Here is an 18,696-nt window from a genome sequence, read left to right as displayed (position 1 = left end):
TGCTGATGTATTGAAATTTGATAAAGCCACGGTTCAATGCTGCTGCAGTGAATTAACGATTTTTATGTTCTTCACGCTTTAAATAGGTATAAACCGGCATCTGCATTTTGGCTTTTTCGCGCAGTTTCTTTTTGATATAGAACACCAGTGCAAAGCAAGTAGTGGTCACGGTCAGCATCATACTGCTCATAAAACTCATCAGAGAACTGACATAGCCAATCGTGGTGAGTCGGTTCATCATACGGAACACTTGAGGACTACTTTCAACGCCGGTAATAGCCCATGTGCATAAGTGTTCACAGTTATTAATAATCAGATGATAGTTGTTTTCATGCATGCGAGAGCGCATACGACGCACCACTTTACGACCTTTAAATTTTGGATTGCTATATGACTGAACGATAATTTTTTTGCCGTGGCTGAATTTTTCGATCGAAGTCATTTCAATTGGATGTTTTTTGAAAAGGTGTGCAAAACCAGAGTAGTGAATGACTCTACCGCGGCCGGCATATATGCCATGATGGCTATAACCGAAGTGTTTAACAATAAGATGTGTTCCAAGAGGAAAACCATCTTTCTGCACGTGCATGAATTTACCAGTCCTACTTTAAATCCGAATTATTTTTAAAGATTAGTCTACTTTTAATCTGTGAATTAATCGACTATTTTAGCGATGATTTAGCTAAAATTTGTTCGATTTTTAACGCACGCTATGGATAGGGTCATGCTTGGTGTTCAATCAACCTCAATGTTTAAAAAAATGCGCTTTATGATGCTGCTCGGTCTGATTTTCTCACCGACTATTTCCTATGCCAATATTCAAGCGAAACGTGTCAGTCAGCCCATTGCCGTGGATGTGGTTGAAATTTCGGATCTGAGTCAACTGAAGCTCTATTTATATAATGCAGAGCAGCAGCCATATCGAGACTTACAGCGTTTAAAGCAGGCATTAGCGCGTAAATGTAATACGATGAACTTCGCAATGAATGCAGGGATGTATCATGCAGATTTAGCGCCTGTTGGTCTTTACGTTGAAAATGGGCTGCAGAAAAAAGCCTTGAATCGTGCAACACGAGGCTTTGGCAATTTCTTAATTCAGCCGAATGGTGTTCTAGCATGGAATGACAAGCAAGCGGTGATATTAACTACACAAAAATATGCTTCCACAAATTTTAATGCACGTTATGCGACGCAGTCAGGCCCGATGCTAGTGGTAGATGGAAAAATCAATTCAAACTTTATCCCACAGTCAGATTCATTGAAAATCCGCAATGGTGTGGGGATCAAAAACGGCAAGTTGTATTTTGTGATCAGTCGTGAAGGCGTGTCGTTTTATGCATTTGCACAATATTTTAAGCAGCAATTATCGATTAACAATGCCTTGTATTTAGATGGATCTGTGTCTAGTGCAGATATTCAAGCATTGAATAGACATGATTCAAGTTTGAAAGCTTTAGGGCCAATTGTAGCGTATACAACAGCATTTCAATGCAAACAATAAAAGCCCGAATGGTCGGGCTTCATGTATACAGTCTTTAGATTGATAGCAACTACTGTTTATTTGCCGACTAAACCTAAAAAGGTACTTTGGGTTTGGCACATTTGAATGGCTTGTTCTTTAGATTGTTGCTTGATACTTTCTTCAAACTGTTTTTTCTGTTCTTTGATTTGCTCTTCGTTTAAGCCCATTTGTTTCGATAAGGCTTCGAGTTTATCCCAAGATTCTTCGCATTCTTTGGGAATTTGGCTACAAGCACTTAGACTAAGTATGCAGCAGGCGATTAGGCAAATTGTTAATTTATTCATGTTCATTCCTTTAGTTTTTATATCAATGCTGTTTAGAGGTCTTCGGCATCATATTTGATGCAATATTAGGTTTTATTGTCGTGTGTTTAAAAATTAGACATCACTGAGTTGCCTTGGAGCATAGCATAAAAGCTGTAAATAGCGATGTGGCCAATCCACAAAACCTAATCTGTAAATAAGCGGCATACTTTTGATTAGACTAAAAAATGAAAAAGGCACTCTGTAAAACAGAATGCCTTGTTTGAACATTCAATGTTCAGACTCTACTGTAGAGGTAGATGCTGGATTTCATTTAATTCCTTACGGCTATAACCGCGCGAAGCGAGCACTTTTTTAATACCGAGGATAACATCTTCATCTGTTGCCTTTGTAAGAGCAGCAATAAGCTGTTCATTGGTTTTACAAGAGCAATCATTTTCAACACAGGCAATTTGATTCTTATGCCCGTTTTGCTGTTCATTAGCGAACAACTTATGCCAAAAACTCATAGAGCCTTCATTTGCGACCTAACATAGGACGAAATATAACCAATCCAATAAATAAAGCAAGACTACTAAAGTGAAATTTTAGCCACTTGAATCATCATTTTTTCGATTGGACTTTTAGAATCTTTGCCTAATTGATATAAAAAGGCATCCATTACACCGCATGTGGCGAGAAAATAAAGCTTTTTTAGTATATAAAAAAGGAGCTTTTAGAAAGCTCCTTTTATGACAACAACATGACTTGAAATAATTTGTTTAAATCTTCTCAAGAAACACACCAGACTCTACATGGTGTGTATAAGGGAATTGATCAAACAAGGCAAATTTACTGATTTTATGCGTTTGTGAAAGCAGTTTAAGATTGTCATGTAAAGTATCTGGGTTGCATGAAATATAGATAATGCGTTCAAAACGTTGCAACAGTTTTAGTGTTTCATCATCGATACCTGCACGCGGTGGATCGACAAATACCGTATCGAAGTTATAGCTTGAAATTTCAATCTCAGCTTCTTCAAGGCGGCGGAATGTACGTTCAGCATTGTAGGCTTGGGTAAACTCTTCAGCTGATAGACGAGCCACTTGGATATTATCAATGCCATTTTGCTCAATATTCCACTGTGCTGCATAAACTGAAGACTTGGCTAATTCTGTTGCCAAAACGCGATTAAAGCGTGTAGAAAGTGGCAGCGTGAAATTACCATTACCACAGTAGAGCTCAAGTAAGTCTTTGTCTGAGTGATCCGCAACCTGACACGCCCATTCCAGCATTTTTTGACATACGCCGGCATTTGGCTGTGTGAAGCTACTTTCAATTTGTTTATACTGATATTTACGGTCAAATACTTGGAGTTCTTCAACCACATAGTCATCAGTTAAAATCACGCGCTGACCACGACTACGACCATAAATCTTGATATTGAGCTTTTCAGACAGCGCTTTGGCAGCAACTTCCCATTCAGCATTGAGTGGGCAACGGTAAACCAATGAAACCAGCATTTCACCTTTCAGCGTTGCTAAGAAATGAACCTCAAATAAACGGCTAGATAAGATCTTTTGCGCCTTGAGTTCATTTAATAATAAGGGCATTAAATCATTAATGCTTTTATCTGCAATCGGGAAATCTTTAATTTCGACAACTTGTTTTTCATTGTCTGAATTGCGTTCAAACATTGCATAGAACATATCATTTTCAGTATGCCAAATTCGGAATTCCGCTCGCATACGAAAGTTTTGTTCAGCAGAAGGAAAAACTTCTAAAGAGGGAGGGTTGTATTCTGAAAATTGAGCCGTAATGCGGGCAACTTTGGCATCAAGTTGTTGCTGATAAGTTGAAGTCATATGCAGTAAAAAATCGCAAACATATTAAAAAAAGTCATGTTAGCAAAATTCACCTTATAAGACTAAATTAATTCCACTTTTGGCTGTATTTATCTGTCGAGAAAATGAGTCTGAATGCGCTAAACAGAATATTTATCTAGGGGTAGTTAAAAAAACGCTCAATCTTTATGGAACATTCATAAAGATTGAGCTAAGTGAGGAACTGATTAGTTGGAGTTCAATTCAGTGTTTAATTCATCGTCATTAAGCTGGCATTACCACCGGCTGCCGCAGTATTGACACTGATTGCCCGCTCAATCACGAAACGTTCTACAGGGATGTCATATTGGCCTGAAGCTAAATGCGTAATGCCAATAATTGCACCTTCACGAGATGCAATGACTTGTTGAATTTTTAATAACTCAGCTTTTTCACCATGATGTAAAACTGCATCAAAATTGCCATGATAAAGATCCGTGATCACTTTAAATTGGTCCACGAGGATTTTTGGCATGCTATTTAAGTGTTTCAACACAAAAGTATTGTCTGCAAGTACGACGGGCTGACTACCCACCGATAAAATCGCAGCAATTTGATTCAGTTGATCTGCATCATTATTAGCAAATGAAAGCACACCCTTACGTGCCAAAATGGCATATTGGTTGTTTTCACCGGTTGGTCCTTGCAGTTCAAAACTTTGTCCTGCGGCTATGGCCTGTGGTGTTTGAATCGCAATGCCTGAAAAATGCTGCTTCGCCCAAGCGTTAAAAGCTTCATATGCAGGGAAGTGTGCAGCTTGTGTTTCTGCCTGAGCAGCATAAGGTGTAGCCAATTTTTTCTCAGAAATTTGATGCATTAAACGGTAAAGATATAAAGGACCGCCAGCTTTTGGACCTGTACCTGATAAGCCTTCGCCGCCAAAGGGTTGTACACCAACCACAGCACCTACAATATTACGGTTAATGTACAGGTTGCCGACTTCTGCATGACCGATGACTTTTTGAATCGTGTCATCAATACGTGTATGCAAGCCCATGGTTAAACCATAACCTTTGGCATTAATTTGTGTTAATAGGTTTTCAATCTCACCATATTTGTAGGTGATTAAATGCAATACTGGCCCAAAAACTTCGCGTTCTAAATCATTTAAATTTGGCAGTTCAATCAAAGTTGGTGCAACGAAAGTTCCCGTACTTAAGGCATTGCCATCAGCATTAAACATGATTTGATGTACTGGATAGCCTTTGCTACGCATCTTCTCAATATGTTTTTCAATATTTTGCTGTGCTTCAAGGTCGATCACTGGGCCAATGTCAGTTGCTAAAAGTGCAGGATTTCCGACACGAAGTTGCTTCATCGCACCTTGTAACATGGTACGGACAACGTCCACATTATCTTCTTGTACACAGAGAATACGTAGGGCAGAACAGCGTTGGCCTGCACTGTCATAGGCAGAGTTAACGACATCCAATACCACTTGTTCTGTCAATGCAGATGAGTCAACAATCATGGCATTCTGACCGCCAGTTTCAGCAATCAAAACCACACTTTCGCCAAATTGGTTTAAGCGCTGTGCCACGGTTTTTTGCAAGATACGTGCGACTTCAGTGGAGCCTGTAAACATGATGCCTTGGATACGTGAGTCCGCGCTGAGTTTGGCCCCAATGGTTTCGCCACGCCCAGGAAGGAGTTGCAATACATCAAACGGAACACCTGCTTCCCATAAAATATGTACAGCTTGAGCAGCAATCAGTGGCGTTTGTTCAGCAGGCTTAGCAATCACTGTATTACCTGCAACCAATGCTGCAGCAATTTGACCTGTGAAAATAGCAAGCGGGAAGTTCCACGGGCTAATGCACAGCACAGTGCCAAGGGGTTCAATTTGGGTATTTTCAGCTAGATCAATCATTTGAGCAGCATAATAACGTAGAAAATCTACAGCTTCTCGAACTTCAGCAATAGCATTGGCATAGGTTTTACCACTTTCACGTGACAACAACACCATGAGAGATTGCAATTGTACTTCCATCAAATCCGCCGCACGGTTTAAGCATGCTGCACGCTGATCTTTGTCTAAAGTTTTCCATGAAGCTTGGGCATTTAACGCATTATTTAGGGCGATTTCCGCTTGCTCTAGACTAGCTTCACTGACACTGCCAACCACATCACTACGGTTTGCAGGGGTTGTAATGTTGATACTTGCAGTATGAATTTCTTCTAAATTAGCACCCATTGCACTAGCATGCCATTGGGTGTGTGCATGCTGTACTGCCGTGGTATTGAGCTGAGATAAGTCGCGATCATTGGCTAAATCGAGTCCTTTTGAGTTGCGACGTTCTGTGCCATACAAATCTTGCGGAAATGGGATAGAAGGATGCTTAGCTCCAGTGATACCTTCTTTTTCAGCCGTCGCTAATATCGTCTGTCTTGGATTTTCAATTAAATCTTCAATTTTTAAATTTTTATCTGCAATACGGTTGACGAAAGAGGTATTCGCACCATTTTCCAGTAAACGTCGAACCAAATAGGCTAATAAGGTTTCATGGTTACCCACTGGTGCATAAATACGACAAGGCACACCCAGTTTGTTATCAGACTTCGAACCCACCACTTGTTCATAGAGGGGTTCACCCATGCCGTGAAGGCACTGAAATTCATACTGGCCTGGATAGTAAAGCTCTGGCTGTGCTAATTGGTAGATCGTAGCAACGGTTTGCGCATTGTGTGTTGCAAACTGAGGATAAATTTGCTCAGGTGCTGCCAAGAGTTTTTTAGCACATGCAATATAAGACAGGTCGGTATGAACTTTGCGCGTAAATACAGGATAGTCACTCATACCTTCAATTTGCGCTTTCTTAATTTCGCTGTCCCAGTATGCACCTTTCACCAAGCGAATCATTAAACGTTTTTGGCTACGCTTAGCGAGGTCAATAATATGGTCGACCACATAGAAACAGCGTTTTTGGTAAGCTTGAATCACAAATCCAATACCTTTCCAATCCGCTAATTTAGGCTCAAAACACAGGCGCTCAAGTAGTTCCAAAGAAATTTCTAGGCGGTCAGTTTCTTCAGCATCAATGTTTAGACCAATATTGTAATGCTTGGCTAATACTGCAAGTTCAAGCACTTTGCCATAAAGTTCGTTATGCACACGGTCGATCTGTGAACGTTGGTAGCGCGGGTGTAGGGCAGATAATTTGATCGAAATGCCTGCTCCGTTACAAACATCTTTACCTTCAGAGGCTTGACCAATCGCGTGGATCGCATCGGTATAGTCTTGATAATAACGTTCTGCATCAGGTTCAGTTAATGCTGCTTCACCTAACATGTCATATGAATAACGGAAGCCTTTGTCTTCTAATACTTCTGCATGTTTAATCGCTTCATTGATGGTCTCGCCTGTGACAAACTGTTCGCCCATCATACGCATAGCCACGTCGACAGCTTTACGGATAATGCCACGACCACTGCGTGCTAAAATACCCGTCAATAGACTAGAAAGACTTTTTTGTTGAGGGGTTTCCATTAGTTTACCCGTCAGCATTAAACCCCAAGCAGCAGCATTTACGAACATGAGGCTACTTTGGCCAACATGATCTTTCCAGTTACCTTGGTTGATTTTATCTTTGATCAGTAAATCACGCGTTGCTTTGTCTGGAATACGGAGTAGCGCTTCGGCTAAACACATGAGCGCGATGCCTTCCTGAGAAGACAATGAAAACTCTTGTAGCAAGCCTTGCACAATGCCTGCTTTACCTGTACCGCTTTTACGTTCACGTAATGAATGGGCTAAGTCAAAAGCCAATTGTTGAATTTGATCGCTGATCGGGGAAGGGATTTCACTGTGTGCTAATAAGTTTTCAATACACTCAGTTTCAGCACGACGCCATGCTGTATTAATCGATTGTTCAAAGCTATTCTTGTCTTTAAATTCAGTGATGTAGTCATCGCTTCCCGTGACTTCAAATACTTTTCCATTCATGTTTCAATTTTCCGTGTCAAAGTTCTATGACGAGCAAATAAATCTTGAGCTTGATCCTTTATTTAATTTATCATCACAGAATATTTAGCGAATAACTCACTATAGTTTTAATAATATTTAGAGAAAAATTCAGATGACTAGCCCATATTTGAGCTTAGACCGTATAGATATTCGAATTTTAGAGCTGCTGCAAGAAGACGGAAAATTGTCCAATATTAAGCTTGCGGAAATGGTGAATTTATCACCCACTGCGGCGTTGGCACGTGTGCAAAAATTATCTAAAGAAGGCTTTATTTTAGGCTATGAAGCACGTTTAAATCCGGTCTTACTCAACAATGGATTTGTGGTTTTTGTGGAGATTTTACTAGATAAAACCACACCCAATGTATTGGAAGATTTTTCGGATGCAGTGTGTCAAATTCCAGAAATCGTAGAATGTCATATGATCAGCGGTGGTTTTGATTTTGTGGTGAAAATACGCTGTGCAAATATGGAAGAATTTAGAAAAATTTCAGGGCAGGTGCTTTGGCAATTACCTGGTATCAAGGAAACGCGTAGTTATCCTGTGATGGAGGTGATCAAAGAAAGTATGCAAATTAAGCTGAAACCTGCGGCTCGGCCGAAGTAGCTAATCATCAATAATCGAGTATAAAAAAGGGGCATTTAGCCCCTTTTTTAGTGTCAGAAATTTTAGATTTTAGACATTTCTTTTTGATATTGCGCTTCGGCTTTTTCAAAGCGTTCAACCACATCCGCTTCTGGTGCTTTGCCCAATAAGCTCACGACAACGATACTGATCGCAGAGAAAATAAAGCCTGGAATGATTTCGTATAAACCGAGGTGGCCTAAGTAGTTTTTCCACACGATGACAGTCACAGCACCCACGATCATGCCAATGATTGCTCCGTTAAGTGTCATGCGTTTCCACAGCAATGAAAGAATAATCAGCGGGCCAAATGCAGCACCGAAACCTGCCCATGCATAAGCCACTAAGCCTAAAACTTTACTTGCAGGGTTCATAGCAAAGGTGATTGCAAATACGGCAATTGCCAAAACCATCGCACGTCCAATCCAAACCAATTCTTTTTGCGATGCGTTTTTACGAATAAATCCTTTGTACAAATCTTCCGTCAAGGTTGTTGAACACACCAATAACTGACAGCTAAGTGTGCTCATCACCGCAGCTAAAATTGCGGCTAAAATAATCCCTGCAATCCACGGATTGAATAGAATTTTAGTCAATTCCATAAATACCGTTTCAGGGTTAGCATTAACGACGCTTGCTAGTTCTGGGTGGACTTGGAAGTAAGCAATGCCGATATAACCGGCTGCTACAGCACCACCTAGACATAGGATCATCCATGTCATACCAATGCGACGTGCATTCGGAATGGATTTAACAGAGTCGGCTGCCATAAAGCGAACCAAAATATGCGGCTGACCAAAATAGCCTAAGCCCCACGCCATGCTGGATAAAATCGCAACTGTACTTAAGCCTTCAAATAAATTGGAAGCTTGCGGGCGAGCTGTTTCCAAAATAGCAGCAAGATTTTGACTGTTATCACCTAAAGCAAGGTAAGCGATGATCGGTGTGATCAGTAGTGCAAAGATCATCAGACCCGCTTGGAAAGTATCGGTCCAACTAATCGCTAAGAATCCACCAATACAGACATAGCTGATGGTTGCAATGGCACCAATCCACAGTGCTGTTGTGTAGTTCCAACCGAATAAACTTTCGAAAAGTCGTGCGCCAGCCACCATGCCAGAAGCACAGTAAATCGCAAAGAACACTAAAATCACTACAGCTGAAATGATACGTAAAATCTTTTTACGGTCTGCAAAACGGCTTGTGAAATAATCGGGCAGGGTCAGGGCATTATTTTGATATTCGGTATGAACACGCAAGCGACCTGCAACGATCAGCCAGTTCAACCAAGCACCGATAATTAAGCCGATTGCAATCCAAGCTTCGGAAAGACCAGATAGATAAATTGCACCAGGGAGACCCATGAGTAGCCAACCACTCATGTCGGATGCACCTGCTGAAAGTGCAGTCACAACACTTCCTAAACTTCGTCCACCTAAAATGTATTCGTCAAAGTTATGCGTAGCTTTGTAGGCATACAAACCAATGGCAAGCATTGCAAGAATATAAAAAATAAAGGTGACTAATGTCGGGTTTAAATGGCTCATAGGCGGTTCATCCTTAATGAAAGCAAATCATCTCTGTCCTAGATGAAAATTTGTACTTCTGTCGTAAGTCGCAGATTCAAGCACGATTTAAAAATTACACTCTGTAACCTTTAAGCATATTTTATGTATGTTTTGCGTAAATGATATTTTTTCTTATTACAAATCGAATTTTTTATTGTGCTGCTGAAATGTTGTACAGAAGGGAATTTAAATTTTGAAATGTAAATCTACTTAAGACTTTTCATCACAAAAAGAGAACTAATGAAATTAGGTAAAAATTACACAATGTTACATGGTGAACAAGAAATGTGCATTTGAAATATTTGGTTGCAAATGTGCATCACATCATCTGTAGTGAGATGATTTGAACAGGTCGAATATGAGGTATGCACAGTCTTGGTGCGTAATTAGAGGGAATGCGCAGTGACAACGGTTCAAATGGAAAAAACGAGAATAGAGCATGATTTATTGGGGGATAAAGCAGTCCCGCAGTCATGTTATTACGGTATACATACATTGCGTGCCATCGAAAACTTTCAAATATCAAAGCAGCATGTCGGACAAAATTTAAACTTTGTACGCGCTATTGCTCGGGTAAAAAAAGCGTCAGCAGAAACCAATTATCAATTTAGCTTAATACAAGATGATATTCGCCAAGCGATTCAGCAGGCGTGCGATGCATTGATTGATCATCCTGAACAATGGGCAGATTCATTTCCAATTGATATTTATCAAGGTGGAGCAGGCACTTCTATTAACATGAATGCCAATGAAGTCATTGCCAATATTGCCCTTGAGTTGCTCGGAGATGCTAAAGGCAGTTATCAACGGATTCATCCCAACGACCATGTCAATAAGTCACAATCCACCAATGATGTCTATCCAACAGCGCTGCGTCTAGCAACATTTAGCGCTTTTGATGCTTTATTTGTGGTTTTAAATCAGCTAATTGGAAGCTTACATATTAAAGCCGATGAGTTTAAACATGTCATCAAAATGGGGCGTACACAGTTACAAGATGCTGTTCCGATGACTTTGGGGCAAGAGTTCCGAGCATTTGCAACATTATTAAAAGAAGATTTGAAGTTGATTGAGCAAAATCGACAGCTTCTATTGGAAATTAATTTAGGTGCGACGGCAATTGGCACTGGCGTGAATTCTCCTGCAGGTTATGCGGCCAAGGCTGTAGAAAATCTAGCTCATTTGACCGGTCTAAAATTGCAAGGTGCAGAAGACTATGTCGAAGCAACCAGCGATTGTGGCGTATTTATTTTATTATCAAGTTGCTTAAAACGTTTAGCTGTCAAACTTTCTAAAATCTGTAATGACTTACGTCTTTTAAGTTCGGGGCCACGAACAGGTTTAGCGGAAATTCGTTTACCTGAGTTACAAGCAGGTTCGTCCATTATGCCTGCAAAGGTCAATCCTGTGATCCCTGAAGTGGTCAACCAAATTGCATTTCGAGTGATGGGCAATGATTTAACCATAACTTTAGCCGCAGAAGCAGGGCAATTACAATTAAATGTCATGGAGCCGGTCATTGCATTGTCCATGAATGAATCGATTGAGCTTTTGGTGAATGCCGTAAAAACATTAGATAGCAAATGTATCCAAGGAATTCAGGCAAATGAGCAAGCATGTTTTGATGCTGTGATGCGTAGTGTAGGAATCGTGACCTTACTCGATCCATATTTAGGTCATGCAAAATGTGATGAAATCGGTAAGCAATGTATTGCCGAAAATAAAACCATTCGCCAAGTGGTTTTAGAGCAAGAGCTGTTAACTGAAAGTCAATTGGATGAAATTTTCTCGATTGAAAATTTAGTTTCTGAAGTGACACCATTTAGTATGCCACTCGCTCAAGTGAGTTAAATGCTTATTTAAGACTTTTAAATAGTAAATGATGAGTAAATGACGAAGGTTAATCCTTCGTTTTTTATTTGAAGAAATTAGTGGTAAATATAGAGAACTAAACTAATGACAGTCATGTATTAAGTATCCATTAGAAACCTAATTTCTAAAAGAAAGTATTAGGTTGAGAATAAAACGCTATATTTGCTTAGGATTGTAATTATTGTTCTATATATAGTCATGAAGGTTTGGATGAAAAATTTAGTGCATAGATAAAGTCAGAAAAGCTTTAACTTGCCCAAAAAAGGACGTAATCGAAGTACAATAGGTTTTTTATCATGTTGTAGATAGTCAGATGTTTAATAAGTTAGTCGATTTATTCAAAGGCGCTAAAGAGTCGCCTGAGCAACTTTACTTAGAACAACACCACATTCAATATGATGAAACTCAGGGCTATATCATTGAAGGCGTAGTTTTAAATACTTTGTCTGAACGTATGGAATATTTGTCGAATAGAAAAATGACAAATTTCGATGATTTAAAACAGCTCTATGCGACTGCAATGATTATCAATGAAAAAATAGACTTGGAAATTGCAAATCAACGCTTTGTTGCAAGATTAGGCAATACTGAAGAAAATCTGTTGCAATTTAAACATTATGTCAAACTATTGAATGATTATTATCGTCAATTCATCCGTGATCGTAAGTAAGTGAATGGACTGCAGTGTTTGAGTTTGATGTGTGCGTTAAGGGTACTCATCAATAGAAAATACAATCACAAATCCACATTGGTTAAAACACTGTATATAGTTGCTTAAATCTCGGAATGTAAAAAGCATCGTGTTAATATGATCACCAAGTGATTAAAACATTAAAAGCTATTTACATCATGTTCCAGCAAGAAATTTCACAACTCAATCTTAAACAGCTTAAAGCTGGCGAAAAGCGGTGGGTCGGAAACTTACAAGGCTCATCTGCTGCATTATTATTTAAAGAAATTAGCAAACAATCGAAACAGTTGTTTGTGATTGTAGCACGTAATAATCAGCATCTCGGGCAGTTAGAAAGTGAGCTGGAATTTTACGGAATCAAGCCAACTATTTTCCCTGATTGGGAAATTTTACCTTATGACCGCCTATCGCCACATCAAGACATCGTTTCTGAGCGCTTGGCGATTTTGTCTAATATGCCACAGCAAGGCGTGTTGTTGGTTTCGGCAACAACCTTGGCGCAGCGAGTTGCGCCTGCATCTTGGGTATTAGGTGAACACTTTGATATTAAAGTAGGTCAAAAATTTGATATCGAACAACAAAAATTAAGATTAGTACAAGCGGGCTATCACTTGGTGGACACCGTTTATGATCATGGTGAATTTGCAGTACGCGGCAGCATCATGGATATTTACGCTTCGGGGCAAAGTTCACCGATTCGTATTGACTTATTTGATGATGAAATCGATACCCTCAAATTCTTTGATCCTGAAACTCAGCGAACCACCCAAAACTTAGATCATTTTACGGTTTTACCTGCAAAAGAATTTCCATTAAAAGAAGCGCGTTCACTGTTTCGTAATCGATATGCGGAAAATTTTCCGACGGCAAATCCAAAGAAAAATCCAATTTATCAAGATGTACAAGATGGCATAGCTTCACCGGGTATTGAATTTTATTTTCCGTTGTTCTTCTCTGAACAAACCATGAGAGAGCAAAGTACGCTATTTTCGTACTTACCTAAGAATGGCATTGTCATTACAGATAAAGCTATTGATGACATATTGATTCAGTTTTGGTCGGATATTGTGCGTCGTTATGAAGACCGCCGTCATAATGTCGACCAACCGATTTTGCCGCCAGAGCAGATTTTCCTACAACCAAATCAGGTTTTAGAACAATTAAATCTCTGCCGTCGTATTGTGGCTTCGCCTGAGGCTTTTGATGAACGAAATGGCGTGATCAATCTTGCAGCTGAGATTCCACCCCGTTTACCTGTCGATCCAAAACGTGAAAAGCCATTTTCTGCTGTTAAGCAATATATCGATGCGGCAAATTATCCAGTGCTTTTAGTGGCTGAAAGTGCTGGTCGACGTGAAACTTTAAAAGATGCATTGCGTCCAAGTTTGGGTGATATCCCGACGGTCGAAAGTTTTGATGATTTTATGCATTCTATGCATGCGATTGCGATCACCAATGCGCCCTTAGATCGTGGTTTATTACTAACTGACAAGCTTAGTGTAATTTCTGAAAATCAACTTTATGAACACCGTGTGGTTCAACGTCGTCGTAAACGCCAACAGGAAGTATCAGAAGAGTTCCTTGTTCGCAGTTTAACCGAGCTCAGTATTGGCGCACCTGTGGTTCATATTGATTATGGTGTGGGGCGATATGCAGGTTTAATTACCTTGAGTATCGATGACCAAGACCATGAATTTTTGCAGTTAGACTATGCCGATGCAGCCAAAGTTTATGTCCCTGTGACAAACCTGCATTTAATTAGCCGATACAGTGGTGGTGACCCAGATCTAGCACCATTACATAAATTGGGCACAGATGCATGGTCTAAAGCCAAACGCAAAGCTTTAGAGCAGATCCATGATGTGGCGGCAGAACTCTTACATATTCAAGCACGTCGTCACTCGAAGCCGGGTTATGGTTTTGAACTGGATCAGAGCCTCTATATGCAGTTTGCCAGTGGCTTCGCCTATGAAGAAACCCTAGATCAGGCCAATGCTATTGAAGCGACACTGTATGACATGCAACAAGCGAAGCCGATGGATCGCTTGGTTTGTGGTGATGTCGGTTTTGGTAAAACAGAAGTGGCCATGCGTGCTGCATTTGTGGCAGTACAAAATAACAAACAAGTGGCAGTACTTGTTCCAACCACGTTGTTGGCGCAGCAACATTATGAGTCATTCAAAGACCGCTTCGCGGATTGGCCTGTACGTATCGAAGTTCTTTCACGTTTTGGATCATCAAAATCACATACTAAAACCATTGAAGACCTCGCAGAAGGTAAAGTGGATATTGTGATTGGCACACATAAAATTTTGCAGGAAAGTGTGCAATTTAAAAATCTCGGTCTCATGATCGTGGATGAAGAGCACCGTTTTGGTGTGCGTGATAAAGAGCGAATTAAAGCATTACGCGCCGATGTCGATATGCTGACGCTAACTGCAACGCCTATTCCACGTACGCTGAATATGGCTTTTAGTGGTATGCGTGATCTATCAATTATTGCAACGCCACCTGCACGTCGTCTTGCTGTGAAAACCTTTGTGCAAGAACACACTGGAGATTCGATCAAAGAAGCGATCTTGCGTGAACTATTACGTGGCGGGCAAGTGTATTTCTTACACAATGAAGTCGAGACCATTGAACGTACGGCAGAAACTCTACGTGAATTGGTTCCTGAAGCCCGAGTTGCGGTAGCACATGGTCAAATGCGTGAGCGTGAACTAGAGCAAATCATGCAGCAGTTCTATCACAAAGAATATAACGTGCTGGTGTGTTCAACCATTATTGAAACTGGGATTGACGTGCCAAACGCCAATACCATTTTGATTGAGCGTGCAGATAAACTTGGACTAGCGCAGTTGCACCAACTACGTGGTCGTGTTGGTCGATCGCACCATCAAGCCTATGCTTATTTACTAGTGCCTTCGCTCAAAGGTTTAAAAGGTGATGCTGAAAAACGCCTAGATGCCATTTCTCGTGCATCGACTTTGGGTGCGGGCTTCATGTTGGCTACAGAAGACTTAGAAATTCGTGGCGCAGGTGAGTTGCTGGGTGAACAGCAAAGTGGCTCAATGCAAACCATCGGTTATAGCCTGTATATGGAAATGCTTGAAAAAGCCACCAAAGCCATTCAAAAAGGTAAAACGCCTAACTTTGACTCTCCATTGTCATTAACGGCTGAAATTAGCATGCACATACCAGCCTTAATTCCAGATGATTATTTAGGTGATGTACATCAACGGTTATTGTTCTATAAACGCATTAGTAATACGGATACTCAAGAAAAACTCGATAACATTCGTATGGAGTTAATTGATCGTTTCGGCTTGCCTCCGCAAGCAGTCAAGCAGTTATTCTCTGTCCATCAGTTGCGTTTAAAAGCGGAACAATTGGGTATCACAAAAATTGATATCAGCTCACATGGCGGCAGTATTGAGTTCTCACCAGATACACCAGTTCAAGCCATATCCATTATCCAAATGATGCAAAAGCATCCGACTTTCTTTCGAATGGAAGGTGGACAGCGTCTAAAAGTGATGGTCATGCTCGAAGAATATGACAAACGCATTCAATTTATAAATGACTTATTAGACAGTTTGCTGAAGGAATTGGCGCCAAATCAATAGATTTGGCGTATAAATTGCTTGTTTAGAATGAGTAGATTTTATGCGTGTTTTTTATATAGAAGAAACGCTTGATTTTTTTGAAAAATTTATTAGAGTGCATAAGCACGCAACGTTTTATTCAAATGCAGTTTATTTGTAATGAAACGTTCTGTACAGAATATTCACACCCATAAGGATGTGATAGTATTAGCCATCATTCTAATTTTGCATCATTTATAAAGATATGTTTAGTTTACATCCACAACTTGCTCAAGATACGTTTTATGTAGGCGACTTTCCTCTGTCAACATGTCGTTTGATGAATGATATGCAATTCCCGTGGCTTATTTTGATTCCACGTGTTCCGGGAATTACAGAGCTTTATGAATTAAGTCAGGCAGACCAAGAGCAGTTTTTACGTGAATCAAGCTGGTTATCAAGCCAATTGTCACGTGTATTCCGTGCAGACAAAATGAATGTAGCTGCATTGGGTAATATGGTTCCACAATTACATTTTCATCATGTTGTTCGTTATCAAAATGATGTGGCTTGGCCGAAACCAGTTTGGGGTACGCCAGCAGTTCCTTATAACAATGATGTCTTGGCACACATGCGCCAAACACTAATGCTTGCACTACGTGGTCAAGGCGATATGCCTTTTGATTGGCGTATGGACTAATCCCGATTTACGGACAATATCAGGATAGTAGAAGAATGAGTGTCCGTATGGGGGCGATCGAGTGCCGTTAGACAATTTAATCAGCAAAGAGCCTAAACAGTTTGAATATTTTCATCGTTTGATGGGATATATCATGCTGTCTTTGGTGATTGTTGTCTATCACTACACCCAACCAGATACGCATTATCAAATCTACATTCCTGCATTTTTATTTTTTCTGATTTTAGTTGTTCCCAAGTTTTCCCATTGGCTAATTTATCGATATAGCAATCAAACTAAACGCAATGTGCTGTTTCTGATCGATATCATAGTAATTGCTGTACTGATGTCTGCAGTACATTTAAGCCTCGTTTTAACCTTTCTTGCCGTCTTTGCGCTGCTATATACAACAATCTATAACAAAATCAATTTTTTAATGATGTCCTTGGCAGGGATTGTGGGCGTCACTGTATTTTATTTATGTAATATTTATGTCTTTGGTTTCCAAGAATATTTCGAGTCAACCAGCAGTGAATTAACCGTACTTGGTTTTCTGTGCCTCATTACCTATTTCAGTGTAGGAACTTTTTATCAGCACACCCAAGTTCAGTCTCTAAGTAATAAAAAGAACCATTATTATGATCAGATGAATCGTTATATGGAATTCGCCAATCAGCTGAGTCGTTATGCGCCAATGCAACTTTGGCAATCGATTATGAAAGGTGAATCTGAAGCTAAAATCGAATATAAACGTAAAAAACTCACGATTTTCTTTTCAGATATCCAAGGGTTTACAGAACTTTCCGAAACATTAATCCCAGACGATTTAGCATTTCTACTCAATGACTATTTGAGTCATATGACTGAGATTGCCAAACAGTATGAAGCGACTGTCGATAAATTTATGGGGGATGCAATTCTAATCTTCTTTGGTGATCCACATAGCCAAGGCGTAGAGCAAGATGCAAAAACCTGTTTAGAGATGGCAATGGTCATGCGTCAGCAAATGAAGTTGCTGCGTGAACGTTGGATTAAAATGGGTTATCCGCCGTTACATATTCGTATGGGTATTTCTACAGGGTATTGCCACGTTGGGAACTATGGTGCAGCTCACCGTATGGCTTATACCATCGTTGGACGTGATGCTAACTTGGCTGCACGCTTGCAAAGCGCTGCCGAAGTCGATGAAATTTTGATTTCAGACGATACGCATCATTTAGTGAAAAATGACTATTTATGTGCACCCAAAGCGCCGATCTTCTTAAAAGGCATCAAAGGCCCAGTACGTACTTGGCAAGTGATGGAAAAATACACCTCACAGAAAACAGATTATCAACGTTGGTTTGACTACGAATATAAAGGCTTTAATCTATTGTTGAACTTAGATGAAGTACAAAACTTTGAATATCCAGAACTAATACATGTCTTAGAACGCATGATTCAGCGCCTACAAACACAGCAAAAAATGACTAACTCTGCTGGTATCGTCAAACTGAATTTAGAAGATGAAGTTATTGAAGAAGTCAAAAAAACTGAATCTCACTCTTGATTTCACATATACATTGTAAAAATTAGATCTAATCGTATCACATAAAATTTTAACAATAACTCAGTTCATGCTTTTATAAAAACTTCTTATTTTTGAAATATTAAATAAATTTATCCATAAAAAAGCCAGTTACGATAAACTGGCTTTTTAATTATAGAAAATATTCTATAAATTAATGATTTTCTGAAGCATGGTTGATGGTGTATTTAGGAATTTCAATTTCCAAATCTTCATCTTCAATTTGTACTTGGCATGACAGACGAGAGTCTGGTTCTAATCCCCAAGCACGATCGAGAAGATCTGCTTCGACATCATCCATTTCATCTAGACCATCAAAACCTTTACGTACAACCACATGGCAAGTGGTGCATGCTTTAGACATATCACATGCATGTTCAATTTTGATGCCGTTTTTTAACATGCTTTCGCAAAGGTTAGCATTTGATTCGACTTCAAACTCAGCGCCGTTTGGGCAGATTGTTGCGTGAGGCAGTACTTTAATACGTGGCATAATCTT

14 protein-coding genes are annotated in these 18,696 nt (G+C 39.8%); 7 read left to right on the top strand and 7 right to left on the bottom strand.

All coding sequences use genetic code 11. The features are described 5' to 3' along the window. Positions 1-52: 52 nt before the first annotated feature. Positions 53-589, bottom strand: a complete 537-nt coding sequence (locus AC4CU0_RS08340; protein WP_078193494.1) for a lecithin retinol acyltransferase family protein — start codon at positions 587-589, stop codon at positions 53-55. 135 nt (positions 590-724) lie between these two features. On the opposite strand from AC4CU0_RS08340, the gene AC4CU0_RS08335 reads away from it, so the two are divergent. After that, entirely contained in the window at positions 725-1,501 is a 777-nt protein-coding gene (locus AC4CU0_RS08335; RefSeq protein WP_257220784.1) for a phosphodiester glycosidase family protein, read from the top strand. Positions 1,502-1,557: 56 nt separating this feature from the next. On the opposite strand, the gene AC4CU0_RS08330 is transcribed toward AC4CU0_RS08335, so the two are convergent. The 4 genes from AC4CU0_RS08330 to putA form a co-directional block, all read right to left on the bottom strand. After that, positions 1,558-1,806, bottom strand: coding sequence for a hypothetical protein (locus AC4CU0_RS08330; RefSeq protein WP_180041590.1), 249 nt, complete (start codon positions 1,804-1,806; stop codon positions 1,558-1,560). Between the two features lie 263 nt (positions 1,807-2,069). Then, the gene (locus AC4CU0_RS08325; RefSeq protein ID WP_168378613.1) at positions 2,070-2,294 is read right to left on the bottom strand and encodes a hypothetical protein; all 225 of its coding nucleotides are present in this window, start codon (positions 2,292-2,294) and stop codon (positions 2,070-2,072) included. A 252-nt stretch (positions 2,295-2,546) separates the two neighbouring features. Then, positions 2,547-3,629: a tRNA (uridine(54)-C5)-methyltransferase TrmA gene (trmA, locus tag AC4CU0_RS08320; protein ID WP_313042970.1), complete on the bottom strand. Its 1,083-nt coding sequence runs from the start codon at positions 3,627-3,629 to the stop codon at positions 2,547-2,549. A gap of 229 nt (positions 3,630-3,858) precedes the next feature. Next, positions 3,859-7,590, bottom strand: coding sequence for a trifunctional transcriptional regulator/proline dehydrogenase/L-glutamate gamma-semialdehyde dehydrogenase (putA, locus tag AC4CU0_RS08315; RefSeq protein ID WP_490742912.1), 3,732 nt, complete (start codon positions 7,588-7,590; stop codon positions 3,859-3,861). Between the two features lie 133 nt (positions 7,591-7,723). On the opposite strand from putA, the gene AC4CU0_RS08310 reads away from it, so the two are divergent. Beyond that, entirely contained in the window at positions 7,724-8,218 is a 495-nt protein-coding gene (locus AC4CU0_RS08310) for an Lrp/AsnC ligand binding domain-containing protein (protein ID WP_490742911.1), read from the top strand. Between the two features lie 62 nt (positions 8,219-8,280). Here the strand turns inward: AC4CU0_RS08310 and putP are convergent, their stop codons facing one another. Beyond that, on the bottom strand, positions 8,281-9,783 hold the full coding sequence (gene putP, locus AC4CU0_RS08305) for a sodium/proline symporter PutP (protein WP_490742910.1): 1,503 nt from the start codon (positions 9,781-9,783) through the stop codon (positions 8,281-8,283). A 423-nt stretch (positions 9,784-10,206) separates the two neighbouring features. Here putP and aspA point away from each other — a divergent pair, with 423 nt between their 5' ends. From aspA to AC4CU0_RS08280, 5 genes are all read left to right on the top strand, one after another. Then, entirely contained in the window at positions 10,207-11,655 is a 1,449-nt protein-coding gene (gene aspA, locus AC4CU0_RS08300; protein WP_490742909.1) for an aspartate ammonia-lyase, read from the top strand. 334 nt (positions 11,656-11,989) lie between these two features. After that, complete coding sequence (locus tag AC4CU0_RS08295; RefSeq protein WP_180007827.1) at positions 11,990-12,346, top strand: hypothetical protein; 357 nt, start codon at positions 11,990-11,992, stop codon at positions 12,344-12,346. Between the two features lie 179 nt (positions 12,347-12,525). Further along, positions 12,526-15,993, top strand: coding sequence for a transcription-repair coupling factor (gene mfd / locus AC4CU0_RS08290; protein WP_490743485.1), 3,468 nt, complete (start codon positions 12,526-12,528; stop codon positions 15,991-15,993). Positions 15,994-16,216: 223 nt separating this feature from the next. Next, positions 16,217-16,651: an HIT domain-containing protein gene (locus tag AC4CU0_RS08285; RefSeq protein ID WP_067762788.1), complete on the top strand. Its 435-nt coding sequence runs from the start codon at positions 16,217-16,219 to the stop codon at positions 16,649-16,651. Between the two features lie 61 nt (positions 16,652-16,712). Continuing rightward, the gene (locus tag AC4CU0_RS08280) at positions 16,713-18,179 is read left to right on the top strand and encodes an adenylate/guanylate cyclase domain-containing protein (protein WP_490742908.1); all 1,467 of its coding nucleotides are present in this window, start codon (positions 16,713-16,715) and stop codon (positions 18,177-18,179) included. A 172-nt stretch (positions 18,180-18,351) separates the two neighbouring features. Here AC4CU0_RS08280 and fdx read toward each other — a convergent pair whose 3' ends face one another. After that, a complete protein-coding gene (fdx, locus tag AC4CU0_RS08275) occupies positions 18,352-18,690 on the bottom strand; it encodes an ISC system 2Fe-2S type ferredoxin (protein WP_180163468.1) in 339 nt (112 codons plus the stop codon). Positions 18,691-18,696 lie beyond the last annotated feature (6 nt).

This window comes from Acinetobacter sp. LipI_15 (genome assembly GCF_058242865.1).
This window is presented reverse-complemented; position numbering and strand designations above follow the sequence as displayed.

Bases quoted from the DNA above. Each gene is read 5' to 3' on its own strand.
- putP (WP_490742910.1), bottom strand. From the start codon at position 9,783: ATGAGCCATTTAAACCCGACATTAGTCACCTTTATTTTTTATATTCTT.
- AC4CU0_RS08330 (WP_180041590.1), bottom strand. From the start codon at position 1,806: ATGAATAAATTAACAATTTGCCTAATCGCCTGCTGCATACTTAGTCTA.
- AC4CU0_RS08340 (WP_078193494.1), bottom strand. From the start codon at position 589: ATGCACGTGCAGAAAGATGGTTTTCCTCTTGGAACACATCTTATTGTT.
- mfd (WP_490743485.1), top strand. From the start codon at position 12,526: ATGTTCCAGCAAGAAATTTCACAACTCAATCTTAAACAGCTTAAAGCT.
- AC4CU0_RS08335 (WP_257220784.1), top strand. From the start codon at position 725: ATGCTTGGTGTTCAATCAACCTCAATGTTTAAAAAAATGCGCTTTATG.
- trmA (WP_313042970.1), bottom strand. From the start codon at position 3,629: ATGACTTCAACTTATCAGCAACAACTTGATGCCAAAGTTGCCCGCATT.
- AC4CU0_RS08310 (WP_490742911.1), top strand. From the start codon at position 7,724: ATGACTAGCCCATATTTGAGCTTAGACCGTATAGATATTCGAATTTTA.
- fdx (WP_180163468.1), bottom strand. From the start codon at position 18,690: ATGCCACGTATTAAAGTACTGCCTCACGCAACAATCTGCCCAAACGGC.
- AC4CU0_RS08325 (WP_168378613.1), bottom strand. From the start codon at position 2,294: ATGAGTTTTTGGCATAAGTTGTTCGCTAATGAACAGCAAAACGGGCAT.
- AC4CU0_RS08295 (WP_180007827.1), top strand. From the start codon at position 11,990: ATGTTTAATAAGTTAGTCGATTTATTCAAAGGCGCTAAAGAGTCGCCT.
- AC4CU0_RS08285 (WP_067762788.1), top strand. From the start codon at position 16,217: ATGTTTAGTTTACATCCACAACTTGCTCAAGATACGTTTTATGTAGGC.
- putA (WP_490742912.1), bottom strand. From the start codon at position 7,590: ATGAATGGAAAAGTATTTGAAGTCACGGGAAGCGATGACTACATCACT.